The organism is Actinomycetes bacterium, assembly GCA_022599915.1.
Classification (GTDB): Bacteria; Actinomycetota; Actinomycetes; order S36-B12.
The window spans coordinates 1-18,688 of record JAHZLH010000031.1 but is presented as its reverse complement, the minus strand read 5'-3'; the positions used below and the strand labels follow the sequence as shown (position 1 = coordinate 18,688).

The window sequence follows — 18,688 nt, the reverse complement described above, 5'->3', positions numbered from 1 at the left end:
CGGTCCCTGTGGACCGAGCGCCGCCCTGTTCCCCGACGTACGTCGGAAGATGACGGTGTTGTGGACTAGAAGGCCGACTCGGGCAACTCCATGATGTCCAGGTCAGTCCCGGCTGCGGCAATCTTTTCTGCCGTCAACAGCGGAAGCCGGTTGTGTGCGAACCACTTCGCTGCGGCGATCTTGCCGGTGTAGAAGTCAACATCCTTGTCAGTGGCGCCTGCTTCGAGAGCGGCCTGCGCAACCTCGGCCTGTCGCAGCAGCAACCAACCGATGATCAGGTCGCCGGTCATCATCAGCAATCGGGTGGTGTTCAGCCCCACCAGGTAGATCTGCTTGGGATCTTCCTGGCTGGCCATGGCCCACTCGCCGAGCTTGCCGATGGTGTCCTGGACATCTTGCAGTGCAGTTGCGAGCAGTTCGCGCTCGGCTGCCAACTGGTCACCTTCGCCGCCGCCCTTGATGGTTTCGGTGATCTGTGAGGCGATGTAGAAGACCGCCTTGAACTGATCGCGGACCATCTTGCGGAAGAAGAAGTCCAAGCCTTGGATGGCGGTGGTCCCTTCGTACAGCGTGTCGATCTTCGCGTCGCGGATGTACTGCTCGAGCGGGTAGTCCTGCAAATAGCCGGAGCCGCCCAGCGTCTGCAGCGACTGGGAGCCGAGCAGTTCGTAGGAGCGCTCGGAACCCACACCCTTGACGATGGGCAGCAGCAGATCGTTGATGCGCTCAGCCATGTCGAGGTCGATCTCAGAGTTCTCACCCAAGGTGGCGGCCGCGATCCGGTCCTGCCAGGACGCGGTGTACATCACCAGCGCACGCATGCCTTCGGCGTAGGCCTTCTGCAGCATCAGCGAGCGACGCACATCGGGGTGGTTGGTGATGGGAACCCGAGGTGCAGTCTTGTCGAGCATCTCGGTGAGGTCTGCGCCCTGGACGCGATTCTGGGCGTAGTCCAGCGCGTTCAAGTAGCCAGTACTTAGCGTGGCGATCGCCTTACTGCCGACCATCATCCGGGCGTACTCAATGACCTTGAACATCTGTGCGATGCCCTGGTGCACGTCACCGACGAGGTAGCCGATGGCTGGTTCCTTGTCGCCAAAGGTGACCTCACACGTGGTGGACACCTTCAGGCCCATCTTCTTCTCAACATTCGTGACGTAGGCGCCATTGCGTTCGCCCAACTCGCCGGTCTCGATGTCGAACATGTACTTGGGAACCACGAACAGCGATAGCCCCTTGGTGCCGGGGCCACCGACATCGTCGACGCCGACTGGTCGAGCCAGTACCAAGTGAACGATGTTGTCGCTCAAGTCGTGCTCAGCGGAGGTGATGAAGCGCTTCACGCCCTCGATCCGCCAGGTGCCGTCCTCGTTAGGGAAGGCTTTGGTGGTGCCAGCGCCGACGTCAGAGCCAGCGTCTGGCTCGGTCAGCACCATGGTGGCGCCCCATTGACCCTCAACCATTCGCTCCGCCATCTTCTTCTGATCTTCGTTACCAATGTCGTGCAGGATTCCAGCGAAACCAGGGCCGGCCATGTACATGAACGCGGCAGGATTCGAGCCGAGCACCAACTCAGCGACTGCCCAGCGGACGCTGGCCGGGGTGACGATTCCGCCAATCTCGGCAGGGATCTCCATGCGCCAACCCTCAGAGTCCATCAGGGTTTGGTAGGCGGCTTTGAAGTCCTCCGGCATTGTGACGGTGTGTTCTTTGGGATCGAACACCGGCGGGTTGCGATCCGAGCTGGTGAAACTGTCGGACAGCACGCCAGTCGCCAACTCCTCGGTCTGCCTGAGGAAATAGCGGGCGGTCTCGGGGTCCATATCCTCGAAGACGCCTTCGCCCATGAATTCATCGGCACCGAAGACCTCGAAGAGGTTGAACTCCAGGTCTCGCAGGTTGCTCTTGTAGTGACTCATTTGTCTGCTCCCTAGTGGCTGGGATTGGCGTCCCAGGCACGGGACACCTGCGCGGGGTTACCCGCCAGTAACTCTCATAATGCTACTCGCGAGTAACAAAGGCAATTCTTGGTGCCAACTCGTTGGTCGCAACTAAGTCGCAGTGCGTCCCCAGCCACGGAATCGGTAGTGAGTTAGTGCCCAAACCACGGGTTACAAGGGTCAAGGCGACGGAAGCCAGCGCTGGTCATTTCGTTATCGCTCTACCTAGCTCGTCTTCAAGTGGCGGATTGTACGTGGCCAGTTCTGCTTGACACCCGGATACCCGAGTGGGAGTCTGCTGGCCAGTTAGGCCCTTTGGCTGGGGCCGATGAGTACGCGCCAACTAGGGCGTGCGGTGTTGTGAAGGTGGAGGAGCCATGCGACGCAAAATGGTGAGCCGATCAGCCCCTGTGGCGCTGGGTGCGGCGCTGCTAATGCTTATGGCTGGATGCGGTGCTGCCACCCTTTCCCAGGACGAGGTGCAGACCCAGGCTCAGCAGGCGCTTTCTGAGCAGGTCGGCATCGAGGCGCCGCCGATCAACTGCCCCAGCGACATGGAGGCGAAGGTGGGCGCTGAGATGACCTGCACCCTGTCGGACGGTGAGACCACCTACGAGGTGTACATCACCGTGACCGCCCTTAATGACGACAACACCGCGAACTTCGACATTCAGGTTGCGGACACCCCGGTCGGCTAGCAAACGGCGACGACATTCTCGAATCGGCCGCCTGGTGGGCGCAGGCCCGCGCGGGTGGGGTGTTACGAATCCTTGGTGCCGTCACCAGCAGTTGCACCACTAGTGACCGTTTCCTCCTCGGACCCAATCTCATCCACAGCTGGATCGCCCGACTTCGTGTAGCCCTGCTCCTTACCGAGTTTGCTGGGCCACCATGATTTGGGTCCGATCTCGATGGTGAGTCCCGGGACCAAAAGGGATCGGACGATGAAGGTGTCGATCAAGACACCAACCGCAACCAAGAAGGCGATCTGGAATAGGAACAATAGCGGCAGCACTGCCAGGGCACCGAAGGTGGCAGCCAGGACCAGGCCGGCACTGGTGATCACCCCGCCAGTTACCGCCAGGGCGCGCAAAATTCCTGCCCGGGTCCCATGTTTGACGGTTTCTTCCCGTGCCCGGGTCATGAGGAAGATGTTGTAGTCGATACCTAAAGCCACTAAGAAGACGAAAGAGAACAGCGGTACCGACGGGTCTGCCCCCGGCATGCCCAGAGCGTCGAACACAATGGCGCCGAGACCGAGGGTCGCGGCGAAGGACAGCACGACCGTAGCCACCAGCACGATAGGTCCAGCCACCGCGCGCAGTAGCAACATCAGCACCACCAGAATCACCAAGAGAACGATGGGGATGATCTTGCGGACGTCCTGCTGGGCGGTCTCTACGGTGTCGTACTGGGTTGCGGTGGGGCCACCGACTAGCGCGTCTGGTGAGACCGCGTCCAGTTCAGTGCGCATCACGGCTACGGTGTCCTCAGCGGCGATCGAGTCAGAGGCATTGGACAGCGTCACGTTCAGCAACACTTCACCGTTGACCACGACCGGTTCGCCAGTTCCTGGAGGCCCCTCGGCAGCGCCACTGGTGAGCGGCACTACGCCAGAAACTCCAGGGGTTTTTTCGATGACGGTGGTCGCCTCGGCGAGAGTGTCCTCCGGCGTGATGACAATGGTTTCGCTGCCTGAGCCAGCAGGGAAATGTCGTTCTAATGCATCTTGAGTTGTTGCGGACTCAACTTCAGTGGTGAAGAAGTCCGATGACGGCACCCCGTCGGCCTTGAACGAGGGCAGGAACAGTGCCAGACCAGCGAGTACAACGGCCACCGAGATCCACACCGGTCGGTAACGTCGGCCAACAAACCGAGCCACGCCAGCCCACACACCGCTGGTTTCGTGGCCTTCGGAGCCGAAGTGCGGCCTAAATGGCCAAAAGACGCTGCGGCCCATGAGCACCAGAATCGCTGGCAGGAAAGTCAAGCTGGCGAGCATGGCGAAGCCGATTCCGATGGCTCCGACCGGACCGAGACTCTGGTTGACCTTCAAATCGGACAGCACCAACATCAGCACGCCCAGCACGACGGTGCCACCACTGGCCAGAATCGGCTCCACAACGCCGCGCCAAGCTGCCCGCATGGCTTGGTATTTGGATTCGAAACGACGCAGCTCCTCCCGGTAGCGGGAAACCAGCAGCAGTGCGTAGTCAGTGGCAGCGCCGATGACCAGGATGAACAGGATGCCCTGGGACTGGCCGTTGAGGGTGATGACATCATTTGCGGCCAGCGCGTAGACAGCAGCGGAGGCGACGCCGAGGGCCATGATGGAGGACAGCAGCACGAAGAACGGTAGGACTGGACTGCGGTAGACGACGAGCAGAATGACCAGTACCACGCCGAGGGCCACAAGCAGCAGTAGCCCGTCGATGCCGCCAAATGCCTCGGTCAAATCAGCTAGGAAGCCAGCCGGTCCACCCACGTAGGTGCTCACGCCTGAAATCGGGTTCGCTTCGGCGTCTGCCCGAACCTGTTCCACAATCTCGGCGGTCAGTTCGCCGTCACTGCCATCGACCGGTAAGAACGCGACCGCGGCCTCGCCATCCTCAGCGGGAATGGCACCGCTTCCTGTCGCGGTCACCCCGTCGATCTCGGCGAGTTGTTGGGTAACCTGCTGGATTTGTGACAACTGGGCTTCGGTCAGTTGTCCGCTGTCTGCCTCGAAAACAACGACGGTGGGAACGGACTCGTCGTTGGTGAACTCTTGCTGCGCCTTGGCGACGACCGTGGATTCCGCGCTCTCCGGCAAGAAGAGAAGCTGATCGTTGACCTGGACCTCGGCTAATTTGCCCGCGTAGGAACCAAAAGCACCACCCACGCCCAACCACACCAGGAGCAAAACGGCGGGCAGCACCCAGCGCAGCCTGCGTGTTTTGCCGCCGGTGCTCGGGGCAGAATCGTCGGTAGTCTTGGGCTGGTCAGAGTCCTTAGTCACTTAAAAACGGTAGCGATGTTGATCTTTTTCGCACATTCAGGCCCAAAGTTCCGGGCTGATTAGGGCGTAACGATGCGAATCTCGAAGTCCGCGCTGCTTGTGGGTCGCGCAAAAGGGGGTAAATCGGGCACACTAGAGGCGTGGCGAACAAGGCGGATTCGGGGCAGTTTCCGCATGGCGCCGATCCGGTGGCAGCGAACGAAGATTCGGTGACCCGGGTTGCGCCCCCGATGCACTCTGTCCCGACGACACGGAATGTGTTCATGGCAGGCTGGGTAACCGGCCTCACCGCAGCGATCGTCTGCGTCATTTTGCGGCTTGTCGCGACGCTGTTCGGCACCGATTTCCTCGTGCAACAGCCTTCGTTTGGTGCTGAGGCTGGCCAACTGGGAGAAGTTCCTTGGGCTGCCACTTTCGTGCTGCCGTTGATCGCCGGTCTGGCGGGAGCGGCAGTGGCCGCAGTCTTCTTGGGTGTAAAGGGCTGCCGTCACTGGGTGTTTTGGCTGGGAACGCTGGCGTTGGTCGTCTCGCTGGCCTCGCCACTTACGCAACCTGATGAGGTTGCCTGGGGCACCAGAGTGTGGCTAGCAGCCATGCACGTCATCACCTGGGTGATTGTCGTGCCGCAAGTTGCTCGCGTGGTCGGCGACAGCGATCCCCGAATAACGGCTGGCTACCGCGAAGACTGAGTGCAGCGCTGGCTAGGCTGCTTCGCCGCCCAGATCACTTTCATAGGCGTCGTACATGAGTTGAGTGGTCCATTGATCGAAGCGTGCTACCCGATCGATCAAGTTTGTGACTGCTGACGTGACGTCGGGCAGTTGCTCAGACGCTCCCGCGGCCGAACCGGCGAGAATTCGGACCCGCATGAGTTCGTCTGCGATCTGCTCTTGCTCGTCGTCGAGGCGGCGCACCTGCGCCCCCAGGTGTGGCGCATCTTGGGTGAGTTGGTCGCGCAGGCCGCGCCACATGGTGTCGACTTCTCCCATCAGTCGCACGGAGAGATCGTCGAGTTGTTCGGTGAGATCCACCCACCACTGCGCCAGATTGCTGCTGTCGCGTAGAAGGCCGCTAATCCGGTCCGACGTGATGGACATCGCGGAGCGGGTCTGTTCCGGGATAACGAAACTGGTCGTGGTCATGAGGCCTCCTAGCGTTGCTTTGTTGCTTGGGGCCAGCCTCTCCCGGATCGTGTTGGGTTACCACGCCGAGTCCTTCCCAACTTCGTCGCAGTTCTGTCTCTCAGGCGGGGGATACGTGGCTCTTGCCCTAATTTCCCCGGTTTTCGGGTAGCTAACGTCCGGTATTCACATAATGGCTACCGGGGCAAGCTGGTCGCTGCGAGATATCCGGCACCGAAACCCCACCGGTCAGGGCTGAGTTAAGAGTTGACGGTCGGCAGTGAGGCGGCGATCAAAGTCACGTCATCGCGGTCCCAGTCCACAGCGCGCTCCCGGCCGTAGGTGAGCACGCCTCGCACGAGTGACTCGTCGTTGGTAGTAGTGGTGCGAACGGTTGCCACCAGCTCCAACAGCCCGAGGGCCTCAAGCTGCTCACCAGCCGTGTCGTGAGATTCGATGAGGCCATCACTGAAGAGCAGGAGCCGATCGCCCGGCGTAAAACTGGCGACCTGCTCCGTCCATGGACCTCCTAGCCATGACAACAACGGGCCGGTGCGCTGAAGCTCTACCGGCTCGCTATCAGGTCGCAGCACCAGCGGCGGATGGTGGCCAGCGTTGGCCCAGGTGATTTGGTGTGCGGTCGGGTCAACGATGACGATCGCCGCAGTTGCGGGTGGTTCGTCCTCGTTGGCTAGTCGTTTTGCTGCCAGTTCCAGAGCTGCGGCTGGGCCGCTACCGGAGCCCAACGCCACTGCGATCAGGTGCTTCATCCGAGTGGCGGCCACGCCAATCTCATCGCCATGGCCGGCGACGTCGGCGATGACGAGAGCAACGTTGTCGCCTGGAGTAGTCACGCTGTCCCAGAAATCCCCGGCGAGAACAGTTTCGGCGGCGTGGATTTCGCCGTGTACTGACACCCCGGTGGGGCTGGGGTCGGTAGGAGTAGCTAGCTCTCGCATCAGTGCAGCTACGACCGGTGCCCTACTGGCCAGCGACTCGGTCGCTCGCCGCGCCGCTTCGTCGGCGCGAGTGACATTTTCGATTTCGGCGACGAGTTGTTGCCGCATTTGCTCAGCATCACGACCCACGGCTTGAATCTCCCGTGGGCCGCTCGGATCGATGTGCTCCAGCAACTCGCGATCACGAGCCACCACTCGCATTTGTCGGCGGAGATCATCGAGCGGACTCAGCACCCAGCGCATCAGCAGGAGCCAAGCCAGCGCTACTGCGACGAGGAGAACCAGCATTCCGAGGCCTTGCAGGACTGCCATCCGAGTCGTGAGCTCGTCGAGGCGATCCAGTGCGCCTTCTAGATCGTCATCGATCTTGGAATCGAGTCGATCGACATCGGTAGTCATCCGGTCAAAGCGCCGATCACTGAGCTGACTATCCGCGATGGCTGCCGCTGCCGGAAGGTCCCCAGCAGCTGCTTCAGTTAGCGTCGGCTCGGCGATGTCGGCGATCCAGGCATCCCGACTCTCGGTCGCTTTGCTGATCAGCACCTCGAATTCGGGGTCATCGCCGAGAAGTCCGGTGAGTTGTTGCAGGGCAATGTCGGAGTTGGCCTTTCCATCGCGGTAGGGGCTTAGCCGGCTCTTGTTGCCGGTCTGAATGTAGGCAAAGAGACTGGCTTCCATCTTCCGCACCGACAGACTTAGCGCCTGGGAGGCGTCATCGGCCGGTTCAAGGGTGTTGATCACCAGGTTGGTTTCCCGCTTTACCTGGGTCACGTTGAAGTAGGTCACCGCAGCGGCAGCGATCACTAGGATCAAGCCGATAGCTGCTAGTGCAGTGAGCAAGCCCCGCAATGAGATGCGTTCACGGAAACCTGCCATAGGAAGCACGCTAGTGCCTTGCGGGTTGTGCTGTGGCGATACCGCTGCTCGTACAGTGGTGCAGTGAGCACCCCGCCGAAGTTGCGACCCGACTTAGATCAGTTACCCGGTTACCGCGCTGGCGCCCGGGCGGCCGGCGCAGTGTCGCTGGCATCGAATGAAAACTCGGCCGGGCTATTGCCGGGTCTCGCGGAAATCATCGCTACGGCTGCCAAAGATGTCCATCGTTACCCGGATCCGGCTGCCAACCGTTTGCTGCAGCGGCTGAGTGAGCATCTCGACGTGCATCCGGACCAGATTGCTCTGGGGACCGGCTCCGTGGCGATCTGTCAGCAGATCACCGCCGCGACCTGCTCGCCCGGCGATGAGGTGGTGTACGCCTGGCGTTCCTTCGAGGCATACCCGATCGTGACGCGACTCGCCCATGCTCGATCGGTTCAGGTGCCGCTGCTACCGGACAGCCGCCACGATTTGCCAGCGATGGCTGCTGCGATCACTGATCGAACTCGGGTTGTGTTCGTGTGCACCCCGAATAACCCCACTGGACCAGCCATCCCTACCGCTGAGTTGGCCGAGTTCTTGGATCAGGTGCCGCCGGAGGTGTTGGTCGTAGTCGATGAGGCTTACTACGAGTATGCGGCTGCTTCGGGCGAACAATTCGGCGGGAGTCTTTCGCTGCTTGACCAGCACCCAAAGGCCATGGTGCTGCGGACCTTCTCCAAGGCCTATGGATTGGCTGGCCTGCGCGTGGGCTACGGCGTCGCGGACCCCAGTGTTGTCCAAGGTCTACGCAAAGCGGCCACGCCGTTTGGCGTTAATCACCTAGCCCAAGAGGTCGCCGCAGCAGCACTGGAGCTCAGTGCCGACATGGAGCAGCAAGTCGCCGCGACGGTTGTGGAACGGGAACGAGTGCTGGCTGCGGTCCGAGCGCAAGGATGGCCCGTCCCTGACACCCAAGGAAACTTCTACTGGCTGCCGCTGGGTGCGGACACCGAGGCCGTCGCCGAGGCCTGTAAGCAAGCTGGTGTGTTGGTTCGAGCCTTCCCTGGTGAAGGTGTCCGAGTCACGATCGGAGACCAGGAGCCCAACGAGACAGTGCTCGACGTTTTGTCCAGCTACAGCCCCACTAACTAGCAGCCGGGGCAACTCCCGCACATCGAGGTTGAGGTCACTCTTTGGGGCGCAGATGTTCGGTCCATTGCGAACCGTCCCACCAACGCAACTGGCTAGGATCTTCGTGATCGGGGTACCAGCCGCGGGGTGTTTGACTAGCGGCACCAGTGGCGGCTACCTGCGGTGGCAGCGCGCCCTCAGGCACAGCGACCTTGCGACGGTTGGTTGCGCGCACCACCAACCAAATGATGGCGGCTAACGTGCACAGGAAGCCAACGAAGCCCAGCAGGGCTGCGATCGCTACCCCGCTGAAAATGCTGCCGATGGAATCCGTGATGGGCCGGGCTACCGCCACGCTGCTCCCGGCAGGTTGCACATCCACGGTGTAGGTCCCGGCCCGGGTTGCCGTGAACTTCACGATGCCGAGGTACTCCGCACCCTGGTAGGTCGTGGTTTGGCTTGAAATGCCGCAAGAGATGCAGGTGGTGGGAACCGCTTCACCGTCGGGCCCGGTCACGGTGATGGCGTTGGGGTCAATGTTCAGTCCGCCGGTTGTGGGATCGCCAGTAGTGCCGGTGGGAACGGCGTAGACCGCCCAGTCGCCTTCCTCAAGCTGAACAGGCTGGGGTGAACCGCTGGTCCAGATACTGCTGGGCAAGAGACCGCGAATCTCACCAGAGACCGAGACCACTCCCCAGGCAACACCACCGATCATCAGCGCGATCCCGGCGATGAGCAGAATGACTGGTGCTGGACTCTTCTTCTCCATGTGCGCCTCCCTGGGGTCCGAATCGAGTCGGTAGTCCCAAGATTGCGCGCTGATCTGACAGATGCAAGGGCTTAGCCGCTAGGACAGTGAATCGAAGAGCGCTAATGCCTTAGGGGTGTCCCATTTGACGGCTTGTTGTCCGCCAACCCAGTAGGCATCGCTTTCAATCGGCACTGATGTTGATTCACCGCGCTCGATGGAGATCATGCCGAGGGCAACCGCCAGCCGCGTGTCCGCGATGAATCCAGTTCCCTCATCTACCGTGAGCGCCTCGCCGGTGGCGTTGGCCACCGAGTAGGCCTTGAACGGGTTCAACCAGGTGGTCGGACTCATCGCCTTCTTGGCCACGGCTGCGATGTACTCGCGCTGCCGCTCAGCGCGACCGATGTCGCCCGTGGGATCGGAGTAGCGCATCCGCACATAGGCCAACGCAGTCTTGCCGTCTACTTCTTGGCAGCCCTTTTTGATCTTGAGGCCACTGCGCTCATCGTCGTAATTGGCCATGGGGCACAGCGTGATTCCACCCAGCGCGTCGACTACTTCGGCCACGCCGTCCATACCGATTTCGACGTAGTGATCGATGTGAAGCCCGGTGGTGGTCTCGACTGTATCGACCAGCAGCGATGGTCCGCCGAAGGCGTAGGCGGCGTTGATCTTGTCGGAACCATAGCCCTCGATCGGGACCCAGGAGTCTCGGGGAATCGAGACGAGGGTCGGTTCCCCGAAGAGGGGGACGTGCACCAGCATGATGGTGTCGGTCCGCTGCCCTTCGGTGTAGCCGGTGTTCAACTGCTTGCGCTGCTTCTTGGTGAGGTTGTCCCGACTATCAGTACCCACCAACAGATAGTTGGTGCCGGCAGTTGCTGGGATCTGACTCGCTGGCATGGCCTCGACCTTGGTGACAGAAGTGGCGAACACGACCCCGAGGGTCAGTCCGTAGATCAAGGAGCCAATGAGTACCCACAGCAGGATTTTCAGACCACGTCGACGCTTGCGTGGCGCCGTCGGGGTTGCGACGGGCGGCGGCGTGGCCGTAGCAACGGCCGCGACCGGTTCCTGAACCATGGTGGGTTGATCATCGCCTGGGTTGCCACGAAAAAAGTTCTCGTAGTCAGTCAAGGACTCGGCTCCGCCGGGCTGCGAATCAGCAGCAGCTGGCGGCCGGGTGTCGCCCGATTCTGGGCGCCAATAGTCAGACATGGGCAGTTACTTCCCTGACTTGCCGTGGCGTACACCTGCAAACTTGCGCCTGTCGTGTGCCGTCCATCACAGCCCCTCCTCGCACAGCTCCTCCTCGCCATTTCAGTATCCCCGAGAGTTGAGTAACTCCGGCACTTGGCGAGTGGTGGCGGCCAAGCTGCAATCAGCACTACTCCGAACGGGTGATGCTCACAAGCGGCGTGGGCCTAGCCGTTCGCCACGCGATGGGGCAGCACGGGCGGTGACTGAGGCTGGCGTATTCTGCCGACATGATTCTCTCCGACGGTTCGATCCGGAAGTTGTTGGCGGATGGTGAGCTGATTCTCGATCCCATCGAAGAAACTCAGATTCAACCCGCCAGTGTTGATGTTCGGTTGGGAAGCCGGTTCCTGGTGTTTCGCAATCACACCAGCGAGGTCATCGACCCCTTCGACAAGTCCGTTGAGCTCATGGAGCCGGTGGAGGTGGGCGATGACCGCCCGTTCATCCTGCATCCAGGTGAGTTCGTCCTCGGGACGACGTTGGAGGAGATTGGGCTGCCTGATGACCTGGTGGCACGGGTCGAAGGTAAGTCGTCACTGGGTCGGTTGGGTCTTTTGATTCACGCAACCGCTGGTTTCGTGGATCCTGGTTGGCCGCGCGGTCAGATCACGTTGGAACTGTCCAACGTCGCCACGCTGCCCATCAAACTGTGGCCCGGTATGCGCATCGGACAGTTGTCGTTCCACCGGCTCGACCGAGCAGCCGAGCGGCCCTATGGCCACCCAGAATTGAACTCGAAGTACGTTGGCCAGTCTGGTCCGGTGGCCTCGAAGTACCGAGACAACAAGCGCTAACGCCGGTACTTCGCTCCTGTTTCTTGCTTACTGATAGGTGAGCGCCGTCACGCTCCGCCGCGCCTCGACGAAAGCCGTACCGGTTATTGCTATCTTCGGCAAGTCGGCAACTAAAGGAGACGTTCATGAGCGCACCCCCACCCCCACCGTCCGACGGTGGTACTCCCCCGCCCCCACCACCACCCCCAGGTGGCGGCACCCCGCCACCCCCGCCGGCAGGAGGGTCCCCGGCGCCCGCTGGCGGCTACTCGGTGAGCAACGCTTTTAACTTCGGCTGGACCAAGTTCCAGCAAAACATCGGCCCCTGGCTGCTAGCTTGCCTGATCGCGATCGGCGTCTACGTCGTGGTGTACGCAATCTTCATCCTGCTGCTTATCCCCACCATGTCGACATCGACGACAAATGTGGAGACGGCAGGAGGAACCCTTGAGTTCACCAGTACGTCCGGTGGGATCGCTTCGGCCATCATCACCATGATTATGTTCGTAGTCCTCACGCTTGCGGGCTGGATTATCGCCGCTCAGTTTGTCCGGGCCGCGCTAGGCGTGACTGACCAAGGCCGGATCGAGCTAGGGATCTTCTTCCAGACGAAGGCCATCGGTGTCGTGGTGATCGCAGCACTGATTCTCACCGGTGTCCAGCTCATCCTCGGCATCATTGGTCTGATCCCGATTCTTGGCTGGATCGTCTGGTTCGTTGGTTCTATCGTGGTGGCGTTCTTTGCGCAGTTCTACATGTACTTCGCGTTACAGGAGCAGGGCTCCGGTCTCGACGCCATCAAGTCCAGCTTCGCCTTCGTCAACAGCAACCTGGCGAGCATCGTAGTGCTGTACCTAGCCACGCTATTGACGCTGATCATTGGTGCGCTGCTGTGCGGCATTGGTCTGTTCGTGGCGATCCCGGTCGTAGCGGCTGCTCATGCCTACACCTTCCGGACGCTACGCGGGGAACCGGTAGCTGCCTAAGTTGTTCATGACTGTGCCCCCACCAACTGGTGGGGGCACAGTCATGTCTGGAGCGCAGTTGCGGGTGAGCCCAGCTGCCCGGGTACAAGGCCGGCGACCTGATCGGGTGACCTGACGGCGCCCGGTTCACCTCGGGCAAGCACCATCGCGGAGGTTACGCTGGGGAGGTGACCGCGCCCCTCGCTACCGCAGCACCTGCTGAACGGGTGGCGATTGACCGGCCGGTATTGATCTCGGGGGGACTAGCGCTGGCAGGTTGCGCGGTCTTGGCGCTGATGCCGCCCGGAGAAGGCGCGCTCTACCCGCCCTGTCCGTTTCTGTTGGCTACTGGTCTGGACTGCCCCTTCTGCGGCGGACTCCGTTCCACTCATGCGCTACTGCAAGGGGATGTATCCCGAGCTTTCGATCACAACGTGCTCGTGCCCCTGCTTTTACTGGCTGGATTTGTTGGCTTCACCTGGTGGGGCATCAAGCGAGTCCGGCAAGGTCCAGTCACTGTCAACTGGTCGCGAGCCATCAATCGTTGGGTCATTCCGGTTGCCATGATCGGGATCGCCATTTTCTGGTTGGTACGCAATCTGCCGGCCTTCCCCTATCTCGACTCCGGTGTTGGCTAGCAGGGTAACTGTCCAGTCACTGCGCTGCTGGTCGTGCTTGTAGATGTCTGTGCCGAGACGGTCTGCGGCCAGTCAGCGCTGTGGACATCTGGTTTTCGCGCTGGCGGCACACACTTTTGCTTCGGAGGCCTAACGGTTGAGTCCGGCCAGCCACTTCGCTATACCTGCAATCAAGATCGCAAGGTGTGATCGCTCTCAGCGGCGCTGATCCGTCGCAGAATTGAGGCTTTGCTATGAGCCAGACACCACCGCCACCGCCCGCCGCCCGCCGGGGGACCACCGCCCGCCGGGGGACCACCGCCCGCCGGGGGGCCGATGCCTGGTGCGGGTGGTCAACCCAAGCCTGACAGTTACCTGGTCTGGGCAATTTTGACCACGCTGTTTTGCTGTCTGCCATTCGGCATCGTCAGCATCGTCTACGCCGCCAAGGTGGACGGCGCCTGGGCCAGCGGTGACTACGCAACTGCGATGTCGGCGTCACAAAATGCTAAGAAATGGGCAATCATCTCTGCTTCTGTGGGAGTCGCGGTGATTGTCCTTTACATCTTCCTCGCTCTCGTTATTGGAGTCTTCTCGACGGAAGTCAGCACCTACTGATCCCATCGTGAGGTGGTCTTAATGGCTCAGGTTCGCGTGCCTGCTCAGGAACTGGACTCGTCGCCGGTTCCTGATCAGGTCGTGGCCGGCCGCTCTCGGCGCGTCCAGGCGGGAGCGGTCCTGTTGGTCCTAGCGGGGACCGCCGCCGCAGTGGCGGTCCGAAATCCACACGAACCCGGCTCCTACGGGGTATGTCCGTCGCTGCTCATCTTCGGGGTCTATTGCCCTGGCTGTGGTGCGCTGCGGGCTATGGCGGATGTCGTGGCGGGTGATCCTGCGGCGGCGATGAACCACAACCTATTGTTTCTGCCGGCTTTGGCAGGTCTGCTGGTGTGGGCGGTGGTGCAACTCACGCCACGAGTTCCCAATCTGGGGGTGACCCCCAAACTGTTCTCCCGGTATCGATGGCTGAACTTTCCGGTGATCCTGCTCATCGTGGTGATCGCGTTTGGGGTGCTGCGGAACCTGCCAGGATCGCCCCTGGCGCCATAGCGGACCGCGACGATCGGTGCACCGGAACGAGCTACCGGCTGAGTAGGCTGAATCTAGTCCAGGGACGCCCACCTGGTCGGGGACTCGAGTATTGCGGAGGGACGACATGACAACGGAAGAATCTACTGGCGACGAGCAGCCGGAGACCGGCGAGGTATGCCCGGCCTGTGGCGCCGAAGCGGCGGCCAATGCGCGCAGTTGTCCAGATTGCGGTTCCCCAATGCTGACCGGACCGGAGGACGATGGCTCGGCCACTTCTCCCATTACCCCAGCAGCTGACCCCGGCATTGAGCCCACAACCCCGGTTGCGCCTACAGAGGTGCCGCAGCCACCTGCGGTTTCGGACCAGCCAACCACCCCGCCACCGTCGCAGCCGGGTTGGGGCACACCGGCAGCAATTCCGCCCGGACAGCCGCCAACTCCGGGCATGCCACAACAGGTTCCCCCGGGAGGGTACCCGGCACAATACCCGCCGGCCGCGCCGACGAACTCGTCCGCGATTGCGTCGTTGGTCTGCGGAATCTTGGGCCTCACTGCGTGCCCGGTCGTGCTCTCCATCGTGGCGTTGGTGCTGGGATACAGCGCCAAGAAGGCGATTCGTGTCTCGGGTGGTCAACAGCAGGGTGACGGTATGGCCACCGCCGGGATCGTCACCGGCTGGATCGGCATCGCGATTTGGGGTGCCGTACTCGGGTTCTATCTGGTCATCTTGCTGATCGCGCTCATCGCTGGTGGTAGTAGTTCAGGCTACTAGATCCGGTATGGCGGGCGGGACGGATTCGGTTCACGGAACTCGCTTCTGGAACGTGAGCAGGAGTGGGCGACAGCCGTTGTCGTTCATCGTGGCGCGCTGAATGCTGCGGCAGGTGGTGGTGCCCGCTGGCCGTCGTGACCGCGCCTGCCGGGTAACGTGTTTCAGGGGGAGCGACGAGCCGGTGGCCGGCGCCCGATCCGCCCGATCTGGGGAGATGAGTAATGTCGGAAGACATCGAATCCGAAGCTGCTGCGCAAGGGGCAGCGAGCGATCGACCTTTCCCGCACCTCGCTGGTGGTGGCGTACCGGCCGGCACGGAAGCCGCCCCACCAGTCGATGAGCGAACTGCTGCGCAGGAACAAACGGTCGTGCAGCAGCCGGAAGGTGCCACCCAGGAGTCGACAACGCAAGAGGCAGTACCACCACCTGCCGCTTCGTCGTCGCCAGTGAGTCCAGCAGCTGTAGTTCATCCGGAACCACAGCCCCACCCACCGCAGCAACCTGATGCTGTCAGCCATCCGCAGCCGCCATCACACGGTGACGCCCCAGATCCGCAACAGTACGATCCAACTACGACGGCACCACAACCAGCAGCCTGGCCGAACGACTCGCAGCAGCAGGGTCAATCGGGATACCCGCCGCAGGCCTATCCGCAGCAGCCCTATGGCACCGACCCGACTCCGGTCGGGTACGGTCAGCAACCCAGCGGCGCTGGCGGAGCGCAGGTGCGAACTGGTCCCACCGATAACTCTGCAGCAGCATCACTGATCTGCGGCATCGTCGGTGTGGTCTTCTCCTGTGCCTGGGGAATCGGCGGGGTCCTCGGAATGATTGCCGTGATCATGGGAATGAATGCGCGCCGCCGGTTGCGCAAGCCCGGCTGTACCTTCCGGGGCGAGGGCATGGCGCTCACCGGGATCATCACGGGTTGGATTGCGGTGGGACTTGGCCTGATTGTCCTCGGTGTGTTCACGCTGCTGGCGGTCACCGCTGGTAGTTAGCGCCTGGAGCGATGGTGCGAGTGCGGTACCAGCTCAACATCGGCGACGGCATCTGCCTAACACCCACCAACATCGGGCTGGCACCAGATCAGTTCGGCGGCGTACCGTCGCCCCCTACCGCCTGCCACACGGACTTGGTGAATTCAGCCAAGGCGCCGGGTGATTGCCAGTCATAACAGGCAGTGACTTGTCGGTCGGAGTCGTAGCTTGTGTCGAAGTAGTCGTACACCGCCCCCTGCTCTTGCAACGGTGGACCCACCTTCAGCTTGTATCCCATCGGCCCGCACTTGAGGTCGTCAGGACGCAGTTGGTACCACACCACGCTCGCGTCCCAGATCGGCTTTGTCGTGCTAATAGCCTCCGTCCAAAACTTCGCAAAGGGTACTGACTGCTCACCGAAGAAAGCGGCCCGAGGATTTGCGGACTCGGCCAGTTTCTCGATGCTCGACGTATCAATGGCGCCTTGCGACGAAACACTGAACATGATGACCGTGACGTCCAGATTGGTCTCCTCTAACAGGAGGTGCAGGGCAGTTGGATCCATGACGTAGTTAAAGTCGCGCAGCGTCTTGCCATCCAGCACTAGTGGGCCGGGAGAGCTGCCGATGAGGGCAACCACTCCGCCCAAGTTTTCCACGCTATCGGGGAACTGGGTGGCCAAGCATGCGAGGTCGGTCATCGGCCCGATCGCTAGCACGATGAGTCCTGGGGTCTGCTCGGCCTGCTCTTTGAGGAACAGCACTCCGTCGTTGACGCAACCGTCGGTGCCAATGTCGTCGCCGCTGACGCTGCTGGCGTCGTCGAGCCATACCGAAGCACCCTTAACCACCGGGACATCTGTATCCATCGCCTCGACGGTTCGCTGTGCCACCGCCACCTCGGGCGCGGCCATGTTGTTGCCCATCGTGACGATAACGCCACGGATGTCCAAACCACCTTCGGCGACGGCCAACGCGTACGCCCAGGCGTCATCGACGTCTGACGGAGTCTCATCGGTTCCGTTGGTTGCGCCGGTGGTCAGGCCCATAGCCATATCGGTGGAGAAGACCACCGGAGTGCCAGCTGTATTGGCACGAGAGGTGGCCTCGCTGTCGGAGCCAGACCCGGCAGCACCGCAGCCGGAGACCAGCAACAGCACGACAGCCGTAATCAGTCCGATCCACATGCGGCCGAGCCTACTCACCAGAACCTGGCCGGATCTTGCCAGCACGGTGGACGTGGGCGCTTCGCAACTGCACCCAGCTCCCGCCGTGGGGGCTGACTAGGAGGACTGTGTCTCGGAGTCCTTGACTGAACTCAGCATCAGCGACGCCAAATCCACAACCTCGACGTTCTCGGCCTGGCCCTCTTGCTGGCGAACGGTGACGCCGTCGTTGAGCATGACCGAGCAGAACGGACAGGCGACCGCCACCTTGGAGGCACCGGTGCCAATAGCCTCGTCGGCCCGGTTCTGGTTTACCCGAGTGCCCAATGTTTCTTCCATCCACATCCGGGCACCACCAGCGCCGCAGCAGAAGGACTTTTCGCCGGAGCGTTCCATCTCGACCAGGTTGGCACCCGGCAGTGATTCCAGTAGCGCACGCGGTGGCGTGTATACCTCGTTGTGACGACCCAAGTAGCAGGGGTCGTGGTAGGTGACGGTGTCGTCAACCCGGTTCATCGGAACCAGTTTCTCCTCGTACACCAATGAGTGCAGCAGTTGCGAATAGTGAACCACCTCGTAGTTACCGCCGAACTCCGGGTATTCCCGGCCCAGGGTGTTCAAGCAGTGTGGGCAAGTAACCACGATTTTCTTGGCGCCAACCTCGTTGAGCACTTCAACGTTTTGGTAGGCCTGCATGAAGAACAGCGGCTCGTTGCCAGCACGACGGGCGGGATCCCCGGTGCAGGTTTCACCTTCGCCCAGCACCATGAAATTCACATCGGCGGTGTGCAGCAGTTCGGCGACCGCCTTGGTGGTTTCCTTGGCCCGGTCCTCATACGCCCCGGCGCAGCCCACCCAGAACAGATATTCGACATCGTCCGGAATCTTGTCCTCGCCGTCCATACCGAACACGCGAACCGGGAAGTCGACTTCCTCGATCCAGGCGTTGCGGACATTGGCATTCATACCCCAGGGGTTGCCCTTATTCTCCAGATTTTTGAACAGGCCGTTCAGCTCGCTGGGGAACTCAGTGTTGATCATCACCTGGTGGCGGCGCATGTCTACAAAGTGGTCGACGTGCTCAATATCTACCGGGCACTGATTGACGCAGGCGCCGCAGGTGGTGCAGGACCATAGCGCTTCCTCGTCGATGACTGCTCCCTCTGCAGAGCGGTGTCCGCTAGCGTCGTAGCCGTCGGTGGCGCTATTCGGGTCATCGGGACGAGCGCCTACCAGTTCGCGTCCGACCTCGTGCTGTACCGATTCCGGCATGGTCGCGAGGATCTCTTCGTTGATCTCGCCCAGT

At 61.6% G+C, this 18,688-nt stretch carries 18 protein-coding genes; 10 read left to right on the top strand and 8 right to left on the bottom strand.

The annotated features are described in order from the left end of the window. Nucleotides 1-65: 65 nt before the first annotated feature. Entirely contained in the window at nt 66-1,919 is a 1,854-nt protein-coding gene (locus K0U62_06085) for an acyl-CoA dehydrogenase (protein ID MCH9801091.1), read from the bottom strand. Between the two features lie 398 nt (nt 1,920-2,317). Between K0U62_06085 and K0U62_06080 the strand changes: the two genes are divergently transcribed. Next, entirely contained in the window at nt 2,318-2,638 is a 321-nt protein-coding gene (locus tag K0U62_06080; protein ID MCH9801090.1) for a DUF4333 domain-containing protein, read from the top strand. A 62-nt stretch (nt 2,639-2,700) separates the two neighbouring features. Here K0U62_06080 and K0U62_06075 read toward each other — a convergent pair whose 3' ends face one another. Beyond that, nucleotides 2,701-4,842: an MMPL family transporter gene (locus K0U62_06075; protein ID MCH9801089.1), complete on the bottom strand. Its 2,142-nt coding sequence runs from the start codon at nt 4,840-4,842 to the stop codon at nt 2,701-2,703. Between the two features lie 236 nt (nt 4,843-5,078). Between K0U62_06075 and K0U62_06070 the strand changes: the two genes are divergently transcribed. After that, nucleotides 5,079-5,627, top strand: a complete 549-nt coding sequence (locus tag K0U62_06070) for a hypothetical protein (GenBank protein MCH9801088.1) — start codon at nt 5,079-5,081, stop codon at nt 5,625-5,627. Between the two features lie 12 nt (nt 5,628-5,639). On the opposite strand, the gene K0U62_06065 is transcribed toward K0U62_06070, so the two are convergent. Both K0U62_06065 and K0U62_06060 read right to left on the bottom strand, forming a co-directional pair. Then, the gene (locus K0U62_06065; GenBank protein MCH9801087.1) at nt 5,640-6,080 is read right to left on the bottom strand and encodes a hypothetical protein; all 441 of its coding nucleotides are present in this window, start codon (nt 6,078-6,080) and stop codon (nt 5,640-5,642) included. Nucleotides 6,081-6,319: 239 nt separating this feature from the next. Further along, nucleotides 6,320-7,894 (bottom strand): SpoIIE family protein phosphatase, encoded by a 1,575-nt coding sequence (locus tag K0U62_06060; protein MCH9801086.1) that lies wholly within the window; start codon nt 7,892-7,894, stop codon nt 6,320-6,322. Nucleotides 7,895-7,957: 63 nt separating this feature from the next. Between K0U62_06060 and hisC the strand changes: the two genes are divergently transcribed. Continuing rightward, on the top strand, nt 7,958-9,028 hold the full coding sequence (gene hisC, locus K0U62_06055; protein ID MCH9801085.1) for a histidinol-phosphate transaminase: 1,071 nt from the start codon (nt 7,958-7,960) through the stop codon (nt 9,026-9,028). 34 nt (nt 9,029-9,062) lie between these two features. Here hisC and K0U62_06050 read toward each other — a convergent pair whose 3' ends face one another. After that, entirely contained in the window at nt 9,063-9,722 is a 660-nt protein-coding gene (locus K0U62_06050; GenBank protein MCH9801084.1) for a DUF2510 domain-containing protein, read from the bottom strand. A gap of 132 nt (nt 9,723-9,854) precedes the next feature. After that, a complete protein-coding gene (locus tag K0U62_06045) occupies nt 9,855-10,841 on the bottom strand; it encodes an LCP family protein (protein ID MCH9801083.1) in 987 nt (328 codons plus the stop codon). A gap of 404 nt (nt 10,842-11,245) precedes the next feature. Here K0U62_06045 and dcd point away from each other — a divergent pair, with 404 nt between their 5' ends. From dcd to K0U62_06010, 7 genes are all read left to right on the top strand, one after another. After that, nucleotides 11,246-11,812: a dCTP deaminase gene (gene dcd, locus K0U62_06040; protein MCH9801082.1), complete on the top strand. Its 567-nt coding sequence runs from the start codon at nt 11,246-11,248 to the stop codon at nt 11,810-11,812. 125 nt (nt 11,813-11,937) lie between these two features. Then, entirely contained in the window at nt 11,938-12,777 is an 840-nt protein-coding gene (locus K0U62_06035; protein ID MCH9801081.1) for a hypothetical protein, read from the top strand. A 275-nt stretch (nt 12,778-13,052) separates the two neighbouring features. Next, on the top strand, nt 13,053-13,394 hold the full coding sequence (locus K0U62_06030) for a DUF2752 domain-containing protein (protein MCH9801080.1): 342 nt from the start codon (nt 13,053-13,055) through the stop codon (nt 13,392-13,394). A 315-nt stretch (nt 13,395-13,709) separates the two neighbouring features. After that, on the top strand, nt 13,710-13,991 hold the full coding sequence (locus K0U62_06025; GenBank protein MCH9801079.1) for a CD225/dispanin family protein: 282 nt from the start codon (nt 13,710-13,712) through the stop codon (nt 13,989-13,991). Nucleotides 13,992-14,012: 21 nt separating this feature from the next. Then, the gene (locus K0U62_06020) at nt 14,013-14,483 is read left to right on the top strand and encodes a DUF2752 domain-containing protein (GenBank protein ID MCH9801078.1); all 471 of its coding nucleotides are present in this window, start codon (nt 14,013-14,015) and stop codon (nt 14,481-14,483) included. A gap of 106 nt (nt 14,484-14,589) precedes the next feature. After that, nucleotides 14,590-15,237 carry a DUF4190 domain-containing protein gene (locus tag K0U62_06015; GenBank protein ID MCH9801077.1) on the top strand — a complete coding sequence of 216 codons (648 nt, stop codon included), beginning with the start codon at nt 14,590-14,592 and terminating at the stop codon, nt 15,235-15,237. 221 nt (nt 15,238-15,458) lie between these two features. After that, nucleotides 15,459-16,238, top strand: a complete 780-nt coding sequence (locus K0U62_06010) for a DUF4190 domain-containing protein (protein ID MCH9801076.1) — start codon at nt 15,459-15,461, stop codon at nt 16,236-16,238. An 88-nt stretch (nt 16,239-16,326) separates the two neighbouring features. Here the strand turns inward: K0U62_06010 and K0U62_06005 are convergent, their stop codons facing one another. Together K0U62_06005 and K0U62_06000 are read right to left on the bottom strand one after the other, a co-directional pair. Beyond that, nucleotides 16,327-17,403 (bottom strand): nucleoside hydrolase, encoded by a 1,077-nt coding sequence (locus K0U62_06005; protein MCH9801075.1) that lies wholly within the window; start codon nt 17,401-17,403, stop codon nt 16,327-16,329. 96 nt (nt 17,404-17,499) lie between these two features. Continuing rightward, the coding region (locus K0U62_06000; GenBank protein ID MCH9801074.1) for a (Fe-S)-binding protein at nt 17,500-18,688 on the bottom strand (1,189 nt) is incomplete at its 5' end.

What these genes read in the sequence shown, in the direction of transcription:
- K0U62_06015 (MCH9801077.1), top strand. Translation starts at nt 14,590, where the DNA reads ATGACAACGGAAGAATCTACTGGCGACGAGCAGCCGGAGACCGGCGAG.
- K0U62_06045 (MCH9801083.1), bottom strand. Translation starts at nt 10,841, where the DNA reads ATGGTTCAGGAACCGGTCGCGGCCGTTGCTACGGCCACGCCGCCGCCC.
- K0U62_06080 (MCH9801090.1), top strand. Translation starts at nt 2,318, where the DNA reads ATGCGACGCAAAATGGTGAGCCGATCAGCCCCTGTGGCGCTGGGTGCG.
- dcd (MCH9801082.1), top strand. Translation starts at nt 11,246, where the DNA reads ATGATTCTCTCCGACGGTTCGATCCGGAAGTTGTTGGCGGATGGTGAG.
- K0U62_06085 (MCH9801091.1), bottom strand. Translation starts at nt 1,919, where the DNA reads ATGAGTCACTACAAGAGCAACCTGCGAGACCTGGAGTTCAACCTCTTC.
- K0U62_06025 (MCH9801079.1), top strand. Translation starts at nt 13,710, where the DNA reads ATGCCTGGTGCGGGTGGTCAACCCAAGCCTGACAGTTACCTGGTCTGG.
- K0U62_06005 (MCH9801075.1), bottom strand. Translation starts at nt 17,403, where the DNA reads ATGTGGATCGGACTGATTACGGCTGTCGTGCTGTTGCTGGTCTCCGGC.
- K0U62_06035 (MCH9801081.1), top strand. Translation starts at nt 11,938, where the DNA reads ATGAGCGCACCCCCACCCCCACCGTCCGACGGTGGTACTCCCCCGCCC.
- K0U62_06030 (MCH9801080.1), top strand. Translation starts at nt 13,053, where the DNA reads ATGCCGCCCGGAGAAGGCGCGCTCTACCCGCCCTGTCCGTTTCTGTTG.
- K0U62_06050 (MCH9801084.1), bottom strand. Translation starts at nt 9,722, where the DNA reads ATGATCGGTGGTGTTGCCTGGGGAGTGGTCTCGGTCTCTGGTGAGATT.
- K0U62_06060 (MCH9801086.1), bottom strand. Translation starts at nt 7,894, where the DNA reads ATGGCAGGTTTCCGTGAACGCATCTCATTGCGGGGCTTGCTCACTGCA.
- K0U62_06065 (MCH9801087.1), bottom strand. Translation starts at nt 6,080, where the DNA reads ATGACCACGACCAGTTTCGTTATCCCGGAACAGACCCGCTCCGCGATG.
- K0U62_06020 (MCH9801078.1), top strand. Translation starts at nt 14,013, where the DNA reads ATGGCTCAGGTTCGCGTGCCTGCTCAGGAACTGGACTCGTCGCCGGTT.
- K0U62_06010 (MCH9801076.1), top strand. Translation starts at nt 15,459, where the DNA reads ATGTCGGAAGACATCGAATCCGAAGCTGCTGCGCAAGGGGCAGCGAGC.